At 46.1% G+C, this 22548-nt stretch carries 23 protein-coding genes and 1 tRNA gene; 5 read left to right on the top strand and 19 right to left on the bottom strand.

The window, feature by feature from the left end; all coding sequences use genetic code 11:
* Positions 1 to 25: 25 nt before the first annotated feature.
* From hemA to KNQ05_RS02355, 18 genes are all read right to left on the bottom strand, one after another.
* The gene (gene hemA, locus KNQ05_RS02440) at positions 26 to 1366 is read right to left on the bottom strand and encodes a glutamyl-tRNA reductase (RefSeq protein ID WP_088837554.1); all 1341 of its coding nucleotides are present in this window, start codon (positions 1364 to 1366) and stop codon (positions 26 to 28) included.
* A gap of 200 nt (positions 1367 to 1566) precedes the next feature.
* Positions 1567 to 2718 (bottom strand): AI-2E family transporter, encoded by a 1152-nt coding sequence (locus KNQ05_RS02435; protein ID WP_214766512.1) that lies wholly within the window; start codon positions 2716 to 2718, stop codon positions 1567 to 1569.
* Between the two features lie 268 nt (positions 2719 to 2986).
* On the bottom strand, positions 2987 to 3568 hold the full coding sequence (gene yihA / locus KNQ05_RS02430) for a ribosome biogenesis GTP-binding protein YihA/YsxC (RefSeq protein ID WP_088837556.1): 582 nt from the start codon (positions 3566 to 3568) through the stop codon (positions 2987 to 2989).
* 1 nt (position 3569) lies between these two features.
* Positions 3570 to 5879: an endopeptidase La gene (gene lon / locus KNQ05_RS02425; RefSeq protein ID WP_088837557.1), complete on the bottom strand. Its 2310-nt coding sequence runs from the start codon at positions 5877 to 5879 to the stop codon at positions 3570 to 3572.
* 69 nt (positions 5880 to 5948) lie between these two features.
* Positions 5949 to 7214, bottom strand: coding sequence for an ATP-dependent protease ATP-binding subunit ClpX (gene clpX / locus KNQ05_RS02420; RefSeq protein ID WP_088837558.1), 1266 nt, complete (start codon positions 7212 to 7214; stop codon positions 5949 to 5951).
* A gap of 233 nt (positions 7215 to 7447) precedes the next feature.
* A complete protein-coding gene (gene tig / locus KNQ05_RS02415; protein ID WP_088837559.1) occupies positions 7448 to 8740 on the bottom strand; it encodes a trigger factor in 1293 nt (430 codons plus the stop codon).
* A gap of 112 nt (positions 8741 to 8852) precedes the next feature.
* A complete protein-coding gene (locus tag KNQ05_RS02410) occupies positions 8853 to 9860 on the bottom strand; it encodes a hypothetical protein (protein WP_214804378.1) in 1008 nt (335 codons plus the stop codon).
* Between the two features lie 26 nt (positions 9861 to 9886).
* Positions 9887 to 10411 carry a hypothetical protein gene (locus KNQ05_RS02405; protein ID WP_235195165.1) on the bottom strand — a complete coding sequence of 175 codons (525 nt, stop codon included), beginning with the start codon at positions 10409 to 10411 and terminating at the stop codon, positions 9887 to 9889.
* 104 nt (positions 10412 to 10515) lie between these two features.
* A tRNA-Arg gene (locus tag KNQ05_RS02400) sits at positions 10516 to 10589 on the bottom strand.
* Positions 10590 to 10656: 67 nt separating this feature from the next.
* Positions 10657 to 11163 carry a metallophosphoesterase family protein gene (locus tag KNQ05_RS02395; protein WP_214804376.1) on the bottom strand — a complete coding sequence of 169 codons (507 nt, stop codon included), beginning with the start codon at positions 11161 to 11163 and terminating at the stop codon, positions 10657 to 10659.
* A 6-nt stretch (positions 11164 to 11169) separates the two neighbouring features.
* Positions 11170 to 11766, bottom strand: a complete 597-nt coding sequence (locus tag KNQ05_RS02390) for an XTP/dITP diphosphatase (RefSeq protein WP_214804374.1) — start codon at positions 11764 to 11766, stop codon at positions 11170 to 11172.
* On the bottom strand, positions 11763 to 12518 hold the full coding sequence (gene rph, locus KNQ05_RS02385) for a ribonuclease PH (RefSeq protein WP_214766520.1): 756 nt from the start codon (positions 12516 to 12518) through the stop codon (positions 11763 to 11765). Before rph ends, KNQ05_RS02390 begins: the two co-directional genes overlap by 4 nt.
* Positions 12515 to 13324 carry a glutamate racemase gene (racE, locus tag KNQ05_RS02380; protein ID WP_214766522.1) on the bottom strand — a complete coding sequence of 270 codons (810 nt, stop codon included), beginning with the start codon at positions 13322 to 13324 and terminating at the stop codon, positions 12515 to 12517. Before racE ends, rph begins: the two co-directional genes overlap by 4 nt.
* 83 nt (positions 13325 to 13407) lie before the next feature.
* On the bottom strand, positions 13408 to 13671 hold the full coding sequence (locus KNQ05_RS02375) for a phosphocarrier protein HPr (RefSeq protein ID WP_012371023.1): 264 nt from the start codon (positions 13669 to 13671) through the stop codon (positions 13408 to 13410).
* Positions 13672 to 13736: 65 nt separating this feature from the next.
* Positions 13737 to 14192 carry an acyl-CoA thioesterase gene (locus KNQ05_RS02370; protein ID WP_214804372.1) on the bottom strand — a complete coding sequence of 152 codons (456 nt, stop codon included), beginning with the start codon at positions 14190 to 14192 and terminating at the stop codon, positions 13737 to 13739.
* Between the two features lie 55 nt (positions 14193 to 14247).
* Positions 14248 to 15054, bottom strand: coding sequence for a succinate dehydrogenase iron-sulfur subunit (sdhB, locus tag KNQ05_RS02365; protein WP_088837567.1), 807 nt, complete (start codon positions 15052 to 15054; stop codon positions 14248 to 14250).
* Positions 15054 to 16817, bottom strand: a complete 1764-nt coding sequence (gene sdhA / locus KNQ05_RS02360) for a succinate dehydrogenase flavoprotein subunit (protein WP_159173051.1) — start codon at positions 16815 to 16817, stop codon at positions 15054 to 15056. Before sdhA ends, sdhB begins: the two co-directional genes overlap by 1 nt.
* Positions 16818 to 16836: 19 nt before the next feature.
* Positions 16837 to 17454, bottom strand: a complete 618-nt coding sequence (locus tag KNQ05_RS02355) for a succinate dehydrogenase cytochrome b558 subunit (protein ID WP_029331096.1) — start codon at positions 17452 to 17454, stop codon at positions 16837 to 16839.
* A 224-nt stretch (positions 17455 to 17678) separates the two neighbouring features.
* Here KNQ05_RS02355 and KNQ05_RS02350 point away from each other — a divergent pair, with 224 nt between their 5' ends.
* A complete protein-coding gene (locus KNQ05_RS02350) occupies positions 17679 to 18098 on the top strand; it encodes a YslB family protein (RefSeq protein ID WP_214766528.1) in 420 nt (139 codons plus the stop codon).
* Between the two features lie 95 nt (positions 18099 to 18193).
* A complete protein-coding gene (locus KNQ05_RS02345) occupies positions 18194 to 18808 on the top strand; it encodes a PH domain-containing protein (RefSeq protein WP_088837570.1) in 615 nt (204 codons plus the stop codon).
* 81 nt (positions 18809 to 18889) lie between these two features.
* Here KNQ05_RS02345 and uvrC read toward each other — a convergent pair whose 3' ends face one another.
* On the bottom strand, positions 18890 to 20674 hold the full coding sequence (uvrC, locus tag KNQ05_RS02340) for an excinuclease ABC subunit UvrC (protein WP_214766530.1): 1785 nt from the start codon (positions 20672 to 20674) through the stop codon (positions 18890 to 18892).
* Between the two features lie 82 nt (positions 20675 to 20756).
* Here uvrC and KNQ05_RS02335 point away from each other — a divergent pair, with 82 nt between their 5' ends.
* Genes KNQ05_RS02335 through KNQ05_RS02325 form a run of 3 tightly spaced genes read left to right on the top strand, consistent with a single transcriptional unit; the run spans position 20757 to position 22478 of the window.
* Positions 20757 to 21017 (top strand): FAD-dependent oxidoreductase, encoded by a 261-nt coding sequence (locus KNQ05_RS02335; protein WP_214804370.1) that lies wholly within the window; start codon positions 20757 to 20759, stop codon positions 21015 to 21017.
* A gap of 13 nt (positions 21018 to 21030) precedes the next feature.
* Positions 21031 to 22080, top strand: a complete 1050-nt coding sequence (locus tag KNQ05_RS15805; RefSeq protein ID WP_353049618.1) for a dihydrolipoyl dehydrogenase family protein — start codon at positions 21031 to 21033, stop codon at positions 22078 to 22080.
* Positions 22081 to 22100: 20 nt separating this feature from the next.
* Complete coding sequence (locus KNQ05_RS02325) at positions 22101 to 22478, top strand: VOC family protein (RefSeq protein ID WP_214804366.1); 378 nt, start codon at positions 22101 to 22103, stop codon at positions 22476 to 22478.
* Positions 22479 to 22548 lie beyond the last annotated feature (70 nt).

The raw sequence follows: 22548 nt of genomic DNA, 5'->3' as shown, positions 1-22548 counted from the left end.
TATTGTAACACAATTACAGCTTTGTTCACCGATTCACAGCTTTGCGTGGTTCAGAAGTTTCGTCTTGTAACACGACGTCTTCGACCGACGAATCAAACAGTTCTTCATCGAGTGCAAAGGTGTCCATGAACTGTGCAATGCGTTGTTCTGCATCTGGTTTTGCCGCGGCATCTTTAATGTATGAGAGCGGTTCACGTAATAATTGATTGATAATTGATTTCATGTGTTTTCCGATGACGGCTTTTTCACGGGCCGACATGTCCGGCAGTTTCCGTTCGAGGCTTTGCATCGTCTCTTGCTGAATTTTAAGCGATTGATCGCGCAGTTCCGTAATGATTGGAACGACACCAAGCGTCGTCATCCATCCTTCAAACTCAGCGATGGCAGCTTCAATCCGTAACTCGATTTTAGCCGCTTCTTTCATCCGTTCCGCCATGTTCTGTTGGACGATTGATGTTAAATCATCGACGTCATATAAATGAACACCAGGTAAGTCACCCGCTGTCGGCTCGATATCACGTGGTACCGCAATGTCGATCAACAGGAAGGGACGGTCACTGCGGAACAGTTGAGCAGCGGCGATATCTTCCCGCTTGATGATCGCCCGTTTGGCACCGGTAGAAGAAATGACGATATCAGCGCGAAGAAGACCACATTGCATTTCGTTAATCGAATGTGCAGACCCTTCGAAACGATTCGCAACTTCTTCTGCTTTCGCAAGCGTTCGGTTAAAGACCGTGATATCTCGCGCACCGGCCTCATACAAGTTCAACGTCGTCAATTCACCTGTCTCACCGGCACCGATGACGACAATTGATTTATCTTCAAGAGAACCGAGCAATTGTTCTGCAAGTGTCACGGCAGCAGCACTGACAGAAACGGCACTCTCCCCGATTCCTGTTTCAGCATGGGCACGTTTCGCAAGCGTTACCGCTTCCTTAAATAGTTTGTTGAAGACCGTTCCCGTCGTTTCTAATTTTTGCGCTGTAAAGAAACTTGTCTTCACTTGACCTAAAATTTGCGTTTCCCCGACGATCATCGAATCGAGACCACTCGTCACTCGGAACAAGTGCTTCATCGCATCAAACCCTTCATGGATGAATAAATACGGTTCAAGTTCTTCCATCGTCAAACCGAACCAGTTCGCAAGAAAACGTTTTGTATAGTAGCGTCCTGTGTGTGGTTGATCCGTCACGACATATAATTCGGTCCGGTTACAAGTCGACACGATGACGCTCTCGAAAATACTCTTTTCATCTCGTAACGCCACGACCGCTCCCTTCATCTCATGTTCCCCAAATGAGACTTGTTCGCGTATTGATACAGGCGCCGTCTTATTATTTAAACCGACAACTACGATATGCATGCGCTCTACCCCTTACGTCTAAAGATTTCATTCTCCTCTATCTTTTGTTCTCTACTCTACATTATAACCATTATAAAAAAGATTCCAATCAATTTATAAACTAAAATGAGTCAAAGTTGTGAAAAGTATTCTTTCATCCTATCCCTCTCTCGGATAAATCACAAACCCTCTGCTCGAATGTTTCAGCAGAGGGCTTATCGTTAGGATTTGGAAGAATCGGTAATGATTGTCGAGCTCTCGGTCTGCAAGTCGAACTGTTGCTGACGTAAACGATAAATACGAGCAATGTTCTGGATGACGACTTTGGAGACAGCATATGTCGGAACAGCCAAAATGACGCCGATGATACCGGCGATTTTACCGGCGACGAGCAAGACGATGATGATCGTCAACGGATGCACTTTTAACGTTTTCCCTTGAACATACGGAGAAATCAAATTCGATTCAATCTGTTGTGCGATAACGATCGTGATGATTGCATAAAGCGCCTTGATCGGATCATCGATGAATCCGACGATGACAGCAGGAACAGCCCCGATATATGGTCCAAGATACGGAATGATGTTCGTCACCGTACAAAATAATGCGAGTAACAAAGCGTATTGAATATCTGAGATGAAGAAACCGATTAACGACATCAATCCGACGCAGAGTGAAACGATGACTTGACCATTGACGTAGTGCTTAACCGTCACGTGCATGTCATGTAAGATGTTACGTGTTTCTGCCTCATAGCCTTTCGGTAAAAGTTTAACGACCGAGTCAGGAAACTTGTACCCGTCAAGCAGCATGTAGACGAGAATGAACGGAACGAGCACGACGATTAGAACCGTCGAAGAGATGACACCGAAAATGGTTCCGACAGATGCCGAAACGGACTTGAAGAGCGTTCCGATATATGACGTCGCTTCATTCGTCCACTCGTCAAACAATTCCGTATTGTGTTGAACCCAATTCGAAATAAAACGATTGTCCATCAATTGATCGCGTAGATTCAACGTTTGATCACGTAGTTCTACGACAAGATTCGGGATGCTCGTGACAAACTCCGTCACCTGTTTGACGAGGATTGGACCGATCAACGTAATGATGAGCGTCAAAATCCCGACAAAAGCGAGTAAAACAATCAGAACGGCAAGTCCACGTTTTTTGACACGTTTTTGTAAGGCGTCAACGATTCCAAGTGTAAAGTAATAAAAAATTCCTGCAATGATAAGTGGTGGGAAAATTAACGCAAGCATCACTTTAATCGGTTGGAATAAAAACGAGATTTTCGTCCCGACCCAGATGACTAAGAAAATCGTTAGTATCCAAAGTAATGCTTTAAACCATTTGTTTCGAAGTAAGTCCACGAATAAGCCTCCTACAGTTTTCAATTCCGGTATAGCATATTTTTTAAAGCTGCTATTCCATTAATTTGTTATTATTTCATCTTTTTCGTCAAAATTTACGCTGGATGAAAGCTATGCCCAAAAGAGAACTGGAAATAATCTTTATCTTTTTACAATATTAAGTATAGATACATCGCTATTTTTTATCTATATTATTTTCGAAATAATAAATTAAAAGGCAATGTTCATCTTGTGAACATTGCCTTTTACCTTCAATCAGTTGTACCTCTTACAAATGAGCATAAATCGCTTCCCATGCCGCATCGACACCTTCGCCCGTTTCTGAAGAAAACGGAATGAATGTATCTTGACCATCAAATTGCAGTTTCCGCTTGATGGCTGCGATTTGTTTATCCCGCTGACCACGCTTGATTTTATCAAGTTTTGTCGCGACGACGATGACGGATAAATCATAGTACTTTAAGAAGTCGTACATGATGACATCATCTGCCGATGGTTCATGACGAATGTCAACGAGTAAGACGACACCTTTTAGTATTTCACGTGTCGTGAAATACTTCTCCATCATTTTTCCCCAGGCTTCCCGTTCCGTTTTCGAAACTTTCGCGTAGCCGTATCCGGGTACATCGACAAACATGAGCTCATCATTGATATTGAAGAAGTTCAACGTTTGTGTTTTCCCTGGTTTTGATGAAGTACGCGCGAGCGCCTTCCGCTGTACGAGCTTATTGATGAACGACGACTTTCCGACGTTCGACCGTCCCGCAAGTGCAACTTCCGGAAGAAGTGGTTCCGGATAATGCTCCGGATTGACACCACTTGTAATAAAATCTGCTTTATAAATTTTCATGTTACTCTCCTTTTAATGCATGTTCGAGTACTTGGTCCATCGTAGCGACCGGAATGAATCGAATCCCATCTCGAACGGTTTCTGGAATCTCATCGATATCGCGCGTATTGTCTTGTGGCATTAAAATCGTCGTCAATCCTGCACGATGTGCCGCGAGCGATTTCTCTTTTAGACCACCGATTGGTAAGACACGACCACGTAACGTGATTTCGCCTGTCATTCCGACGTCGCGCCGGACTGGACGTTTCGTCAGAGCAGAAATCAAGGCTGTCGCAATCGTAATCCCAGCTGACGGGCCATCTTTCGGTACGGCGCCTTCCGGTACGTGGATATGAATATCCTGTGTTTCATAGAAATTCGGGTCAATTCCAACTGTTTCAGCGTTCGCTCGTACGAAGCTGTATGCTGTCTGAGCCGACTCTTGCATGACGTCACCAAGTTTACCCGTTAATTGCAATTTTCCTTTACCTGGCGCAAGACTGACTTCAATCGTCAGTGTGTCGCCCCCAAATGCAGTATACGCTAAACCGGTCACCGCGCCAATCGTATCTTCTAATTCTCCTTGACCATACCGGTAGATCGGTTTCCCTAAGAAGTCTGGTAAGTTCCGTTTCGTCACCGTGACACGTTTCTTTTCACCCATCGCGATTTGTTTCGCCGCCTTACGACAAAGCGACCCTAACACACGTTCCAAGTTCCGGACACCGGCTTCTCGTGTATACCGTCGGACGACTTCCTCGAGCGCGTCCGGTTTGACTGTTAATTGACTCTTTTTCAAGCCATGTTCTTTGATTTGTTTCGATAGCAAGTGACGGACGGCAATTTGTGCTTTCTCTTGCTCCGTATAACCACCGATTTGAATCAATTCCATCCGGTCAAGTAAAGGTCCTGGAATGTTCGAGACATCATTCGCCGTTGCGATGAATAACACGTTCGATAAATCGAACGGTTCTTCGATATAGTGATCAGAAAAGCTATTGTTTTGCTCAGGATCGAGCACTTCAAGCATCGCAGACGATGGATCCCCACGGAAATCATTCGACATCTTATCGATTTCGTCGAGTAGGAAGACCGGATTGTTCGTACCTGCTTGTTTCAGTCCACGAATGATTCGTCCCGGCATCGCTCCGATATAGGTCCGGCGATGGCCGCGGATCTCTGCTTCATCTCGTACACCACCAAGCGATACACGGACGAACTTCCGTTCAAGAGCGGTAGCGATGGAACGTGCAAGTGAAGTCTTCCCGACCCCCGGAGGACCTGCGAGACATAGAATCGGTCCACGTAACGAATCTGTCAATTGACGGACAGCTAAATACTCGAGAATCCGTTCTTTTACTTTTTCGAGACCGTAGTGATCTTCATCGAGTTGTTCTGACGCCGCTTCGACGTTCAAGAAATCATCCGTCGCCTCATTCCATGGAAGCGAGAAGAACCATTCCAAGTAATTTCGAATGACACCATGTTCCGGACTCGTCGCCGGTACGACGGCTAACCGATTGATTTCTTTTTCAACGTTTGCAACGGCTGTGTCTGATAAATCTAGCATCGCTAGCTGTTCTTTATACTTCACAGCATCACTTTCAGCAGAAACTGCTTCCCCTCCGAGTTCTTGTTGAATCGTTTTCAACTGTTCCCGAAGGTAATAGTCACGTTGGGATTGTTCAATCGTTTTTTTCGTCCGTTCCCGCATTTCTCGCTCTAGCTCAACGACTTCATACTCATGCTTCATGACATCGAGCAACATCAAGCCCCGCTCGACCGGATCATTTTCTTCTAGGAATTCTTGTTTTTTTGCAAGTTCAATCGGCAATTTCGACGTGATGTAATCCGTCAAAGAATCCAGGCGTTCATACGTTTCAAAACGACGTCGTTCGTCTGTCCCGATGCCTTTGATACGGGAGACGAGTTGACCGAATTGTTCTTTAATCAAGCGGACGAGCGCCTCTTGTTTTGCACCTTTGATATCGATTTTCTCAATCGGTTCGATGGCTGCTTGATACCCTTCATCCGTTTCACTGACTTGTTCAATCCGAACACGTTCCTTACCGATGACGCGGACGCGGACCGTATCATTGCCAAGCTCACTCATCTTCGCGATTTGGACAAGTGTTCCGATTGTATGCAGTCCGTCAACCGATGGTTCTGCTTCTGGGTCGCGTTGCGTCACGACGACCAAATCAATTTCATGTTCCTTTGAAGCGAGTAATGCTTTTAGTGAAACTGGTCGACCAACATCAATCGTCAAGCCGATTAATGGATAGGCGACGACGCCACGAAGTGGTAAAAGTGGATATTGTTTTGTCTTCATCAAATTCCTCCTAAACAAAAAAGGCTCGGAAAGGCGTACAAGTAGCCTCCGAGCCGATTTGTCACGGTGTTACGCCGTTTCTTTTTCTTTACCTTGTTCAATTGTACCATCTTTCAACTCAAGCGTCGGACCACGCTTACCAGTCAACGTTTCAGCTGTAATGATGACTTTTGCGATATCTTCACGTGATGGTATTTCGAACATGATTTCAAGCATCGTTTCCTCAATGATCGAACGTAAACCACGTGCACCGGTTTTCCGTTTGATTGCGAGTTTCGCGATTTCAATTAGTCCTTCATCTGTGAAGTCGAGTTCGACATCATCAAGTTGAAGCATTTTTTTATATTGTTTGACTAACGCATTTTTAGGTTTCGTCAAGATTTGGACGAGTGCATCCTCATCGAGTGGTTCGAGTGTCGCCATGACTGGCAGACGACCGATGAACTCGGGGATTAGTCCGAATTTTTGGAGATCCTCTGGTAATGCGGCAGCAAGAATTTCTTTTTGCGTAAAGTTACGGTTTTCAGAATCATTTCCGAATCCGATGACTTTTTTACCAAGACGACGTTTAATCGATTGATCGATTCCATCAAATGCTCCACCGACGATGAAAAGAATATTCGTCGTATCGATTTGAATGAATTCTTGATGTGGATGTTTACGTCCACCTTGTGGCGGTACGCTCGCAACTGTTCCTTCTAGGATTTTAAGAAGTGCTTGTTGCACCCCTTCTCCTGATACATCACGTGTGATGGAAGGATTTTCAGATTTACGGGCAATTTTATCAATCTCATCAATATAGATGATTCCTTTTTCTGCTTTCTCGACATCGTAATCAGCAGCTTGAATGAGTTTCAAGAGGATGTTTTCAACATCTTCCCCAACATATCCAGCTTCCGTTAAACTTGTCGCATCCGCAATCGCGAAAGGAACATTTAAGATACGTGCCATTGTTTGTGCAAGAAGTGTCTTACCACTACCTGTTGGTCCAATCATGACGATGTTAGATTTAGAAAGCTCGACATCATCTGCCCGACCACCGGCGTTGATTCGTTTGTAATGATTGTACATTGCGACAGACAAAGACTTTTTCGCTTTCTCTTGACCAATGACATAATCATTTAATGTCTCACGAATTTCATGCGGTTTTGGTACGTTCTTTAGTTCGACTTCTTCTTCTGTACCAAGTTCCTCTTCAACGATTTCATTGCAGAGTTCGATACATTCATCGCAAATGTAAACGCCAGGTCCAGCAACAAGTTTGCGCACTTGCTCTTGTGTCTTTCCGCAGAAAGAACATTTTAGCTGACCTTTCTCTTCGTTAAATTTAAACATAAAGGTCCACCCCTTTAACGTGGAAGTTGTATAGATACGTTTCGCATCCAATCTCACGTTTTACTATTAATGATTGTAGCACGAACAAGGAAAGTCTTTCAAATCTTGGACGAGCGTTTTACAGTTTGATTTGAAGATTTTGATAATGTTTGTCCTTGTTTGACCTATCGTACAAAAAAAACGACTTCAAGACCAGAAATAGGTCTTGAAATCGTTTAGTTCAGTTAAAAAACTTATTTCGTTTTAGCATTATCAACGAGAACGTCGATTGCTTTACGGAACTGGAGATCACCTTTAAGCGTGTCGAGACCACCTTGTGGCGCGAGCATCGTTTCAAGTTGATCAGCAGGGATGTTGTAGAGTTCAGACATCGATTGAAGTTCAGCTTGCGCTTCTTCTTCGTTCACTTCGATGTTTTCATCTGCAACAATTTGTTTCAGAACGAGACGTGCTTTAACACGTTCTTCTGCTTGTTCTTTCATTTCAGTACGCATCGCTTCTTCTGTCGTTCCAGTTAACTGGAAGTACATGTCGAGTTCGATACCTTGTGATTGAATGCGTTGTGTGAATTCTTGGACCATACGCTCAACTTCGTTGTCGACCATAACTGCAGGAAGATCAACTGTCGCGTTTTTAGTCGCTGCTTCAACCAACTCATCACGCATTGAAGCATCAGCTTCTTGTTTACGTGTGTTTTCAAGACGTGTACGAATTTTTGTTTTCAACTCATCAAGAGAAGAAACTTCTTCGTCCATTTCTTTAGCGAACTCATCTGTCAATTCAGGGAGTTCTTGTGCTTTCACTTCGTGGATTGTTACTTTGAATACGACTGGTTTACCAGCGAGTGATGCTTCATGGTACTCTTCTGGGAAAGTAACGTCGATATCTTTTTGCTCACCAGTTTTCAGACCGACCATTTGCTCTTCGAATCCTGGAATGAAGTTTCCTGAACCGATGACGAGTGAATAGTTTTCAGCAGTTCCGCCGTCGAATTGGTTGTCCCCATCAAAACCTGCGAAGTCGAATACGACCGTGTCGCCATTTTCGATGACGCCGTCTTCTTTTACGACGAGCTCTGCTCCACGCTCTTGCATTGTTTTGAGTTCAGCATCGACATCTTCGTCAGTAACGTCAGTTTCGACAGCTGTGTACTCAAGACCTTTGTACTCACCAAGAGTTGCTTCAGGTTCGATGACGAACGTGATTTTAAACTCAACCGGTTTTCCTTTTTCGAGTGTTTCAACGTCGATGTTTTCAAGCGCGATTGGCTCGATACCTGATTCGACGACAGCACCTTCGATTGTATCTTGATACAAGATATCAAGAGCATCTTGATAAAGTGCTTCTTCACCGTACATTTTGTTAAACATTGTGCGTGGCATTTTTCCTTTACGGAAACCAGGTGTGTTCAAAGTCTTAACGACTTTCTTGAACGCTTGGTCTACCGCTTTATCAAATGCTTCAGCAGGCGCTTCATACGTGAGAACGCCGAGGCTACCTGATTGTTTTTCCCATTTTGCAGTCATGCTGAGTCCCTCCAAAATTGTCAATTAGCGTACATGTGTGTACAACAAGTCACATTATAGCACATCCATTCCGAGCATTACCACTGTTGAACGAATGGATTCCTCGCATTTCCTATATCGCCGTCTTCTCGTACGCTTTTCCCTCTTCTAACATCTGATGAGCACTATCGTATAAGTCACGCGCAAGTGCCCCGAGTTCTTTTTCGGGCACATCACGTTCGAACGTCATTCCAGCGAGTGCATCAAGCGTTTCAATCATCTCGACCGGATCCATATCGAATAAATCGACTTCCTGATTGAGGTGGAGCATTTGATGCCAGGACAACATTAGTAGCGCTCGAAAAGGATCGAGCCGTCTTAAGCTAAATAAAACTTCTTGCACTCCGAGCAGTTGCGCCTGCTGTTGTTCCAACCGTCTACGTAGCTGCTCGGCAGAATCGAATGTCACGTCAAGCTGCAAACGTTCGATTCGAAGCGTTAAAGGAAAACATGAGTCGTCCGTCATTAATTGCGATAATAACGTATGAAGGACGATCAAACTTTGCTGTCTTACGTCCTCACCGATTGCATAAGAGGTGCAAAGATACCGTCTCAATTCAAGCGCCTTTTCAAGCGTCAGTCCACGTAACTGCTCGAATTGTTGTTCGTACGTTCCTGTTTGAAAAACGTTTATCCATTCCGCTTCCGACTTTCCGACCGATTTCCGCGTTAAAAACGATTCGTCCGAACGTGCTTCCCTGTCTGGTTCCGTTTGCCGTCCAAGCATTGATGCCGCTTCCTCCAACTTAACTGCTAGACCGTATGGTAAGTATGGTGAGGCTGTCCGAAGCGCGACACGAAGCGGGTATGCCTGTCCATGCTCAAAGAGGAAGAGCGCAAGCACTTGCTCAACTCCTTCGACTGTCAAAAACGATTCCGCTATTTTGATGAAGCGTTCTCGTTCTTCTTTACTCTCAGAAAAAGCATCTTGCATCGTATATACCCTATACAAAATGTCGTCATCACTCATCGCCACGTCATCGAGTCGCTTCATCCGTTCATCTCGCTCGACCCTCGTTATCCGTGCGAGTCGCATCCGTTCCTGTTCCAGCGGTCGTTCCATCCAACGGGATTCACTCATGCGCTCTCCTCCTCTACCAATCATTCTTATTTTGTGAAGGGATCGAGTCGTTCCGTCCAACTAGATATTGCGTCTTGCAGTCGTTGCCCTTGTTCGACTCCAAGCTGATTCAACGTATCGAGCGAGACGTCCGTCTCAAGAAGACGTGTCATCGACTCTGATTGATCGACATACTGCTTTAACTTATCACTCAAACTCTTTAGTTCGGCCGGCGGACTGTCGAGACTAGACAGACGCTCGTCGATTTGATCGAGCTCTTTCTCTAACTTTTGAACCGTCTCATCATTTTTCAGCTTTTCCATTTGTTGATCCAGTGTTTGTTCTGGATTTGCCGATTCGCGTGCCTTCTCCGCTGCTTGATCGAGCTTAGCCGAGAGCTCTGACGTGACACGTGATGTATCTTTCGCAATCGTTTGTAGTTCCGCTGCATAATCAACATTATTTTTCACTTCGACGACTTGTTGTTTTGCGTCGTCGACCGTATTCGTTATTTCGCTACAACCAGCTAGAGCAACTGTCAGAAGGAGGATTCCACCGATTCGTTTCCTCATTGTCCACATCCCCTTTTTAAGTTCATGATACCTTGATTATAATCGAAAATCATAATAAAAAAAAGAGACCACCCTCGTAAGGGCAGTCTCTATTTTAATTATAGCGTCCCAAGAGGGATTCGAACCCCCGACCGACGCCTTAGAAGGGCGTTGCTCTATCCAGCTGAGCTATTGGGACGTGTCAACACGAATAAACTATACTAAAACAATTCTTTCGTGTCAATCACATTACAAAAAATCTTTTCTTAAAGCGTGCCTTCTAAATGTAAAGCATTAATCTGTTCACCTGTCAGATCGTAAAAATCAACGGAATACGCATCTTCTTCAAGCGTCAAAATCGCATACGTTTTTTCAGGACGGTGTCGCGGCATACGAATCGAACCCGGATTGATGAAGAGTTTACCATCCTTTTGTTCCGCTTTCGCCACGTGCGAATGACCGTACAACACGACCTGTGCTGCTTTTTGATCCGCACGATGGACTAATTGATCGAGGCTGTATTTCACGTCTTGACGATGACCATGGACACATAATAGATTGACTGCGCCAAAAGGCTCAAGTACCTCATCGGCAAAGTCGTTACCATAATCACAATTCCCTTTAACGACACGATAGGGATATAATGATTCGTCCATCCGTGTCAACTGTGAGTCTCCACAATGATACGCAACCTCTGCTTCCGGATGCCGTTCGACGATTGTCAGAAGTTCCGATTCGAGACCATGGCTATCACTAACGATTAATGCTTTCATCGTTGATCACTCTCCTAAAAAAGTAGTCAGTGCTAATCCAAGTTTTTTCAACGCATTCCCGCGATGACTAATCGCCGCTTTCTCATCTTTTGTTAACTCGGCGGCCGTTTGATTTCGAGATGGGACGATGAACAAAGGATCATAACCGAAACCATGCTCACCTTTCGCTTCGAATCCGATGAGACCTTCCATCGTACCGCGTACAGTCAACGTCTCCCCAGAAGGTTTCGCAAGTGACAATGCACAGACGAAGCGCGCTGTCCGCTCTTCGATTGATCGATTGCCCAATTTCTCGAGCAACAATGCATTATTCGCTGCATCTGATTTTTCTAGACCTGCAAAACGCGCTGAGTAAACACCAGGCGCCCCGTCGAGCGCGTCGACTTCGAGTCCCGAGTCGTCGGCAAGAACCGCGTGACCGAAGTAAGCAGCTGCTTCTTTCGCTTTCAGTTCAGCATTTTCTTCAAAAGTTACACCCGTTTCATCCGTCTCAGGTGCAGCTTCGTAATCCAGTAGAGAAGATACGTCATAACCTAGTTTCCCGAGCATCACTTCGAGTTCTTTCACTTTCCCGGCATTGCGGGTCGCGACGATGATTTTCATCGATGTTCCCCCACTTCTTCTCCAACATACCACCACGAAGCACCTAATGCGTCTTGACCGGCACGCAGGAGTTCTTCAATACCCTTTTCCCCAAGTTCGAGCATATCGAGCATTTCCCGTTTCGAAAATGTCGCCTCTTCACCTGTCGCCTGCATCTCGACGATTTTCCCGGAAGAGGTCATGACTAAGTTCAAATCAACATCGGCTGCAGCATCCTCTTCATAACAGAGATCAAGGAGCAGCTCTTGACCGACCTTTCCAATCGAGACGGCTGCGATTCCTTCTTTGATTGGTGTATCCGTCAGTTTCCCGCTTTGAATCAGACCGTCTACTGCGAGGACGAGGGCAAGAAAACCGCCTGTGATCGCAGCCGTTCTCGTTCCGCCATCCGCCTGAATGACATCACAATCAATCCAGACCGTCCGTTCACCTAGTTTTTCTAAGTCGACGACAGCACGTAACGCCCGACTGATCAAACGCTGGATTTCCATCGTCCGACCTGTCTGTTTACCACGGACCGACTCGCGCGCTGTCCGTTGCGCCGTCGCACGTGGTAACATCGCATATTCCGCATTGATCCAACCATGACGTTTCCCCCGTAAAAAGGGCGGGACTTTCTCTTCGACCGTTGCCGTACACAAGACCCGCGTGTCTCCGACTGCGATCATAATGGAACCTTCCGCATGTTTATTCACGTTCGTCTCAAACGCAATCGCACGCATCATCGTAGATTCTCGTTGATCGATTCTCATGTCGTTTCCTCCGTTCCGAGTACTAATCGTTTTGCTTGGATTGGTTGACTCAACCAATCGGTCGCGATCCGTTCAAAGGAACGCGTGTCACCTGTCGCATGATACACATGTTCCGGTATAAAATCATTTCCTGCTGCAATTCCATTGTAATCGAGGAGAGCCGCGACTTCGAGCGCCGTCTCGTCTCCTGAAGAAATCAATTGGACGTCTGGTCCGATGACTCGTCCAATGACATCTGCGAGCAGCGGATAATGGGTGCACCCTAAAATCAACGTGTCCATGTCGTACGAAAGCAATGGACGTAATGTATTAGCGACGACACGTTCGACGTAAGCACCTGTCGTCTGTGAGGACTCGACGAGCGGGACGAACGGCGGACATGCAAGTGATTCGACAACAACTTGCCCTTCGACATGTCGTAATGCCTTTTCATAAGAATTGCTCTCTACCGTCATCTTCGTCCCGATGACACCGATTCGTTTCGATCGCGTTACCTTGACTGCCGCCCGTGCTCCTGGGTCGATGACGCCAATGACTGGAATCGTCAATTTTTCCCGTGCTTCTTTCAGGACGACTGCCGTCGCTGTATTACAGGCGATGACAATCAGTTTGACATCCTGCGCGACAAGATAATCAATCATCTCCCATGTAAATTGCCGGATTTCTTCTTCCGGTCGTGGTCCATAGGGACAGCGTAATGTATCCCCGACATATATGATTTGTTCATGAGGAAGCTGCCGCATCAGCTCACGCGCGACCGTCAAGCCGCCGACCCCAGAATCTAATACTCCAATTGGTTTGTTCACGTCATATCTCACCTTCCTATCCTCTATGGTAACAAAAAAGGACGACGGTGCAAGACCGGCGTCCGAGAATGTAGATAAAAGGATTACTGAGCAAGACCTTCGCTTGTCAGCATGTCTGAAAGAGTCGTGATTGCTTCAGAAGCATCGTCACCGTTTGCAACGATTTTGATGTCTGAATCTTTAGCGATACCGAGTGAAAGTACACCCATGATCGACTTAAGGTTAACAGTCTTTCCGTTGTACTCCAAGTTGATATCTGATTGGAATTTTGAAGCTGTGTTGACAAGTTGTGTTGCAGGACGAGCATGAATGCCTGAATCTGCGATGACTTTGAATGTTTTTTCCATGATTAAGAAATCTCCCTCCACTAATAACGTACTAGTGAGTCGTTTTCGAATATGTGAACTCATTATCAAATGATAACGGATTCGAATCGATTCTGCAAGGAATTTTTATAGGCTTCATCCCATGGAAAAGCATTCCCAGCACGATCGATTTGTACCATCGATGTTCGTCCTGTAAACATCAGTTGCTCTTCGTCATCGAATGCCGCGTAATGGACGTCACACGAGGCTTTTCCGACTTGAACAGGATAGGCGTAGACTGCAAGCCGCGTCCGTGGATAAACTTGGCGGATGTAGTTACACTGCGCATCCGCGACGACGACGATTCCGTCATCTGCTAACGAGTAGCCTGTCTCTTCAAGCATCAACGTCCGGACATCCTCAAAATAGACGAACGGGACCCGATTGTTCATATGACCGTAGGCATCCGTCTCAGCGAAGCGAACCGCAACATCGAGTTTCGTCCCGTGTTTCATTTGACTTAACCACCCATCTAAATCTTCGATATAACTAGGTACACGCACGTAAATTCCCTCCTGAATATAAAAAGAAGGAGCAGCGCCCCTTCTTTTTTATGAATTAATTGCTAACCGCTTCTCCTGTACGACCTTCGTCGCTACCGAAGAATTTTTTGAACGAGTGTAATGTCGTCTGACGGTTCATTGCCGCAATCGATGTCGTAAGCGGAATCCCTTTCGGGCAGACCTCAACACAGTTTTGTGCATTACCGCATTGCATGATGCCGCCATCTTCCATCAATGCTTCCAGGCGCTCTTCTTTATGATAGGCACCTGTCGGGTGTGAGTTGAAGAGACGAACTTGTGAGATCGACGCCGGTCCGATGAAGTTCGAACGGTCATTGACGTTCGGACATGCTTCAAGACAAACGCCACACGTCATACATTTTGAAAGTTCATACGCCCATTGCCGTTTGTTCTCTGGCATCCGTGGTCCTGGACCAAGGTCATACGTCCCATCGATCGGAACCCATGCTTTTACTTTTTTGAGTGCGTCAAACATCCGTTGACGGTCAACTTGTAAGTCGCGCACAATCGGGAACGTCTGCATCGGTTGCAAACGAATCGGTTGTTCGAGCTTATCGACGAGCGCTGTACAGGATTGACGTGGTGTCCCGTTGATGACCATCGAGCACGCACCACATACTTCTTCAAGACAACCCATGTCCCAGTTGATCGGTGTCGTTTTTTCACCTGCCGCATTGACAGGATTCCGGCGAATCTCCATCAATGCTGAAATGACGTTCATGTTCGGACGATACGGGACTTCGAAAGCTTCATCATAGGCTTTTCCGTCTGGTCCATCCTGACGTTGCACGATGAACTGAACCGGTTTTTGTTTTGTTTCTTGTTCGAGTGGTGTCGCCATTATGCTTTCACCTCTTTCTTCGACTTCTTGCTGTAGTCGCGTTTGCGTGGTGGAATCAGTGATGTATCGACTTCTTCGTAATAGATTTCAGGATGACCGTTTGTATAACGTGCCATCGTCGTTTTTAAGAACCGCTCATCATCACGCTCTGGGAAGTCTGGCTTGTAGTGGGCACCACGACTCTCGTCACGTTGAAGGGCACCGAGTGTGATCGCTTCCGCTAAATCAAGCATGTGATCGAGCTGACGGATGAAGGATGCGCCCTGGTTACTCCAGCGTGCCGTATCCGTCGCCGAGATCCGCGTGAAACGTTCCCGTAATTCCTTAATCTTCGTCAACGTCTGTTCGAGCTTATCGTTATACCGGACAACGGTTACGTTATCCGTCATGACTTCACCGAGCTCACGGTGGATTTGATACGCATTTTCTGTCCCTTCCATCGCCAAGATATCATTGAATCGATCGATTTCAGCGATTTTATGCGCTTCAACGACCTCTTCCGGCATATCATGGACAGAAGTTTCAAGTTCGTTCATATAGGCAATCGCTGCTGGACCCGCAACCATTCCGCCATAAACGGCAGAGAGAAGTGAGTTCGCACCGAGACGGTTTCCACCGTGCATCGAGTAATCACACTCACCAGACGCGAACAATCCTGGGATGTTCGTCATTTGATCGTAATCGACCCATAATCCACCCATCGAGTAATGGACGGCCGGGAAGATTTTCATCGGTACTTTTCGTGGATCGTCACCAACGAACTTCTCATAAATTTCTAAGATACCGCCGAGTTTGACATCAAGCTCTTTTGCGTCTTTGTGTGAGAGATCGAGATACACCATGTTCTCCCCGTTGACACCAAGCTTTTGATTGACACAGACATCAAAGATTTCACGTGTCGCGATATCACGCGGGACGAGGTTCCCGTATGCCGGATATTTTTCTTCGAGGAAGTACCACGGTTTCCCGTCTTTATACGTCCAGACACGTCCGCCTTCACCACGTGCCGATTCGCTCATCAGACGGAGCTTATCGTCACCAGGAATCGCTGTCGGGTGAATCTGGATGAACTCACCGTTCGCATAAATCGCACCTTGCCGGTAAACAGCCGCTGCCGCTTGTCCCGTATTGATGACCGAGTTCGTTGATTTACCGAAGATGACACCGGGTCCACCCGTCGCTAAGATGACCGAATCCGCTGCAAATGCTTCGATTTCCATCGAACGAAGATTTTGACACACCGCACCACGACAAATCCCTTCTTCATCAATGACTGCGCGAAGGAATTCCCATCCTTCATATTTTTCTACCAAACCTTGCGCTTCAAACTTACGTACTTGCTCATCAAGTGCGTACAGTAATTGTTGTCCTGTCGTTGCTCCCGCATAAGCCGTCCGATGATGGAGTGTTCCTCCGAAACGCCGGAAGTCGAGTAAGCCTTCCGGTGTCCGGTTAAACATGACGCCCATCCGGTCGAACATATGAATGATTTTCGGAGCCGCTTCTGTCATTTTTTGAACAGGCGGTTGGTTCGCGAGGAAGTCGCCACCATACACCGTATCATCTAAATGCTGGTAGGGTGAGTCACCCTCCCCTTTTGTATTGACCGCACCGTTGATGCCGCCTTGGGCACATACAGAGTGTGATCGTTTAACGGGTACGAGTGAGAATAACTTTACTGGTACTCCTTGTTCTGCTGCTTTTATCGTAGCCATCAACCCGGCAAGCCCTCCACCGATGATGACAAGATTTTTGTTCGCCATGTTGTCAGTTCCCCTTTCCTTACAACACGCCTGCAAACGTTAAAATCGAGCGTACGCCTACAAACGATAAACCGATGAATACGAGGGCCGCCACATAAGACATCGCGCGTTGAGACGCTGGTGACTGTGTGATTCCCCATGTGATGCAGAACGTCCAAAGTCCGTTCGCAAGGTGGAATGTCGTCGCTAGAATCCCGACGATATAAAACGTGAGCATGAATCCGTTATCGACGATGTTTTGCATCATGCTTGCATTAACTTCCGTCCCCATTGCTGCCGCAATCCGCGTTTCCCAGACATGCCATGTAATGAACACGACGAGGAAGACACCTGTGAAGCGTTGTAAGACATACATCCAGTTCCGGAAGTATGTATAACGTCCTGTGTTCGCGGAACCTGTGAATGCGATGTAAACACCGTAGACACCATGTAAAATGATGGGTATGAAGATGACAAACACTTCTAGAAACAGTCGATACGGAACGTTCCCCACGAATTCCGCAGCCTTATTGAAGTCTTCCTCCCCTCGAACGATGAAATAGTTCGTCGTAAGATGAGAAAGTAAAAATAACCCGATTGGAATGACGCCGAGCAGTGAGTGTATTTTACGACTCACGAAATCACGATGATTCGCCATCCAAATCCCCCCTTTTGTTTGCCAATCAAACGTTGGCGCATTTTGGTAGAAAAGCGCTTTCATAAGGAAATTCGTCTTTTCATCACTTATTCTACTCCTGTCCTTTTTATAAGACAACCCGAGCCGTTGCATTTAACTGCAAATAACTGCAAATTTTTTTAGGAAAACAATGACCATCGAGAATTAGCTCGCTATAATAGTTTCAGAGATAGGAGTGAATCATCATGGAATCAACACCAAACACTGCGCCAACATTCGGCATCGAACTGATCCGCGATTACGTGTTAAGCGATCTACTCGGTAACGACTATCGTCAAGTCATCTACTGGGCAGGTAAGCGACTTGCCCGGCAATTCCCCGTGTTGAACGAGGACGAATTAATTCCTTTTTTCGTAGAGGCCGGTTGGGGTACCCTCTCCCTTACGAAAAAAAAGGGGACGACTTTTTCTTTTGAACTTTTACCACCGGAATCAACTAAAGCCGAGCGACCGACCGGCTATTTTCAACTTGAGGCAGGCTTTTTAGCCGAACAGGTTGCCAAGTTGAACGGATTTGTCGCTGAAGGATATGCTGAGATGGGGAAAGAGTGCGTACATATTACCATCCAATTCGATCCGAAAGATCCTCTTGATCGTTCGAACTGATACGTATTTCTCTAATACGATTCGTGTTAGCATGAAACTTTTTTCGTCACGTAATCGTATAAAGTAGTCGATCATATATTCGAGGAGGAATTACGATGTTCAAGAAATTAGCAGCAGACTTAACAGGATTCAGCGATATCGGTCAAGTCATTCATCCGGACGATTTTGATAAAGCCGCCGCCGACGATTACGTGCTCCATGAGGACGGCGAAAAAATTTATTTTTTAATCAAATCCAAAAGTGATGAGTACTGCTTTACGAATTTAGCATTGATTCACCTCGACGGGGAAAGCGCCGTCAGTTCAAAGCGTGTCCTCTATCGCTATCCGTACGCCCATTATCCGATTCGTCATGTCATGTTCGAAACAGCAGGAACGGTCGACTTGGATGTCGAGATCAAATTCGAAATCGGCGGAAAGCATTACTCGATCGACGTCGATAAAAAACAGCTCGAACATGTCAAAGACCTTTATAAAGCACTTCTTGCGATTGCTGAAAAGCAATATGAAGGACAAAAGATGCTCGAGTTCGCCAATAACTCGCTCAATCATTCCGTGACGATTCTCGGTGGCATCCGGCAAGCTGAAATGGATGTTCCACAAGCCTTTAAAGCATTATCACAAGAATCGTTTGATTGGTTAGAAGGACATTACCACCGTTGGAACCAAAAAGACTTCGGAGCGTTTTACGAAAAATATATCAACAACTAATTTCGTTAACGTAGAGCAATGCATCTTCAGATTCTAATGCACACCAGTAGGGGACCTCCGTCAATCGGAAGTCCCCTACTTTCATTCTTCATTTTCTTGACTCAAATATTCCGCGACCGATTCAGCCAATTTTACAGGTAGACCAGCTTCCGTCAACTGTTCGATATTCGCTTTCTTTAAGCTGCGCATCGAACCGAAATGGCGAATCAACTGCTGACGGCGTTTTGGGCCGACACCCGGTATGTCATCGAGTACCGAGCGGGTCATCCCTTTCGAACGTAATGATCGGTGGAAGGTGATTGCAAAACGGTGAACTTCATCTTGCATGCGCTGGAGAAGATAAAAGGCACTCGAGCGCGGATGGAGTTCAATCAGTTGCCCACCTTCACCGAATAATAGTTGGCTCGTCCGGTGTTTATCATCTTTTTTGAGCGAACCGACGGGTAAATCCAAACCGAGCTCGTCTTGAATGACTTCCAGCGCTGCATTCAATTGTCCGAGACCCCCATCAATCAACACTAAATCGGGAAGACGTGCCCCTTCTAGCAATAAGCGACGATATCGACGACGGACGATTTCGCGCATCGATTCATAATCATCCGGTCCCTTGACCGTCTTAATCTTAAATTTACGATACTCTTTTTTAAGAGGTTTTCCGTCTTCGAACACAACGAGCGCCGAAACGGCGTCCGCCCCTTGGATATTGGCATTATCGATGATTTCAATTCGCGATAACGGATGAACATCAATCGCGTCAGCCAGTTCCTGGACTGCCTGGACCGTTTTCTTTTCATCACGCGCAATCAATTCAAACCGTTCTCCAATTGCGTTTTCGGCATTCTTCGTCGCTAGATCGAGTAACTTCCGCTTCGATCCACGGACCGGTACATGAACGCGAATTCCGATTGCCTCTTTCAATAACAGTTGATTAACGAGTGGCGGAACATACATCTCGCTCGGTTTGATATTCTTTTCGTAGAACTGAACGATGAAACTTTCTAATTCTTCCGCAGGTGTCCCGTAAATCGGGAACAGAGACACGTCTCGTTCAATCATTTTCCCTCCCCGTAAGAAGAAGACCTGGACACACATCCACCCTTTGTCGACGTAAATTCCAAAAACGTCACGGGACGTCAAATCTGCCGTAATCATGTTCTGTTTGTTCATGATGGAGTCGATGGCGCGGATTTGATCACGTAGTTCGCCTGCCCGTTCAAATTCCATCGCTTCTGCCGCTTCGCCCATCTTCGTCTGTAAAGATGCGACGAGCTCTTTTGTTTCTCCCGATAAAAAACGACGGATTTCTGAGACGAGTTCTTTCTGTTCCGTCTCTAAACCCTGAATTTCGCACGGTCCAAGACATTGTCCGATGTGGTAATAGAGACAAAGTTTCTTCGGCATCGGCTGACACTTACGTAGCGGATAAAGGCGATCAAGCAGACGCTTCGTCTCGTTAGCGGCATACGCATTCGGATAAGGTCCGAAATAATGTCCTCCATCTTTTTTTAACTTCCGGGTCGTAATCAGCCGCGGATACGTTTCATTCGTAATTTTTAGGTACGGATAGGACTTATCATCTTTTAACATGATGTTGTATTTCGGATCATGTTTTTTAATCAGCGTCATCTCGAGGAGTAACGCTTCGAGTTCGCTCCCTGTGATGATATATTCAAAATCACGGATATCCGCGACAAGTCGTTCTGTTTTCAAATCATGCGCTCCTGTAAAATAGGACCGGACCCGATTCTTTAGATTTTTAGCTTTTCCGACATAAATGACTTCTCCAAATTCATTTTTATGCAAATAACAACCTGGTTCGTCAGGTAAGAGGGATAGTTTCGCCTTGATATGTTCTTGATGGCTCACAAAAATGTCTCCTTCCACCGTTTTTAGTTTTGCCTTATAGGGTAAACATCTTACAACGATTATGACACATGGAGGATAAAATATGCGTACATATGATTGCATTATAATTGGAACAGGCTCTGCTGGGAATCAAGCAGCTTGTAAATTCGTCGAGAAAGGACTTCGCGTCGCGATAATCGAAAATTTCACTCCAGGTGGAACATGCGCTCAACGTGGGTGTGATGCAAAAAAAATTCTTTTGACTGGCAGTGAAACGAAAGATGCTGTCGAGAGATTGCTCGGTTATGGTCTTAAAGGACTCATCTCCATCGATTGGCGTCAATTGATGGAACGAAAAAAATGAATATACACGTGCCATCCCGGAACAAACACGTGCGCGTTATGACGAGATCGGAATCGACTATTTCCACGGTGAACCCCGATTTCTCTCGAAGGAACGGATCGTAGTCGATGACACTGAACTCGAAGCGAAACACTTTTTGATTGCCACTGGCTTACGACCACGCGAATTGTCGATTCCAGGAAGCGAACGCTTCTTGACGAGCAATGAATTTTTAGAATTACGAGATGTCCCGCGGCGCCTTGTCTGCATCGGCGGCGGATATATTTCATTTGAGTTCGCTCACCTCGCCCGCATCGCCGGGGCAGAAGTCACGATCGTGTTACGGTCCCGTCCTTTAAAACAGTTTGAACAGGAACTTGTCGAAGTGTTGCTCGAAGCGACTCAAGCACTCGGGATTAAAATCGTGCATAGTGCAGAAGCTGTCTCCTATCATGGCACGACGCTTCAACTATCAAATGATACGACGGTCGAAACCGATGTCGTCTTAAATGCTACCGGTCGCGTCGCGAGCGTCGACCAGCTCGACCTAGAAAAAGCAGGTGTCGAATACGAAGAAAAAGGCATCCATGTCAATGAATACCTCCAGTCGTCTACTTCAAACATCTTTGCTGCAGGTGATGTCGCGCTCAGTGGCAATCCTGCCTTAACCCCGTTTGCAGGAACCGAAGGGAGTCTTGCGGCACATAACATGATTGAAGGACCTTCTCGAAAACTGGAGTTATTACCGGTGCCGAGCGTCGTCTTTACTGCACCGAACGTCACGCAAGTCGGGCAAACGGAAGCGGCTTTGAAAAAAGCCAACATATCTTATCGCGGTCACTTGATCGATACCTCTTCCTGGCAGACGAATGTCCGCATCAAAGATCCCTTCGCGCGTGCTAAAGTACTGATTGGTGACGATGATCAAATTCTCGGCGCTCATTTCATCGGGGTTCACGCCGCTGAACTTGCGAACTATTTTTCATTCGCAATGCAACACCGAATCCCAAGTTCCGCCTTGCAACAAACGCGTTTCGCTTATCCGACACCCGCTTCCGATATTTCTTCGTTACTCGTTGATTAAATTTTTGTCAGGAGGTTCCGATGATTCGTTACGGCTATACGATCCTTTACATTGATGACCCCAAACAGACATTGATGTTTTATCATGAATTATTAGGTCTACCAATCAAAGCGCAGCATGGAAGTTATGTCGAATTTGACACGGGCACGACGACACTCGCCTTTAATACGAAAGAAGATGTACGAACGCTGATTGCGTACGACATCCCGGACAAGACCGGACCGCAGTCCCTCGAAATCGGATTCGTTACTGATGATGTTAAGGACGTATACGAACGAATCATCGTAGCAGGATTCCCTTCAATCCTCGCTCCAACGGTTAAACCGTGGGGACAAACCGTCGCTTATGTGCTTGACCCGGACGGTCACCTCGTCGAGCTTTGTTCACCGATGTCTTGACAATGCGCCGTTAGACAATCGTCAGCGACATCTTTCGGCGGGATCGTCCCACTCGATTAAACGAACGACC

This window comes from Exiguobacterium sp. s125, from assembly GCF_018618605.1.
Classification (GTDB): domain Bacteria; phylum Bacillota; class Bacilli; order Exiguobacteriales; family Exiguobacteriaceae; genus Exiguobacterium_A; species Exiguobacterium_A oxidotolerans.
This window is presented reverse-complemented; position numbering and strand designations above follow the sequence as displayed.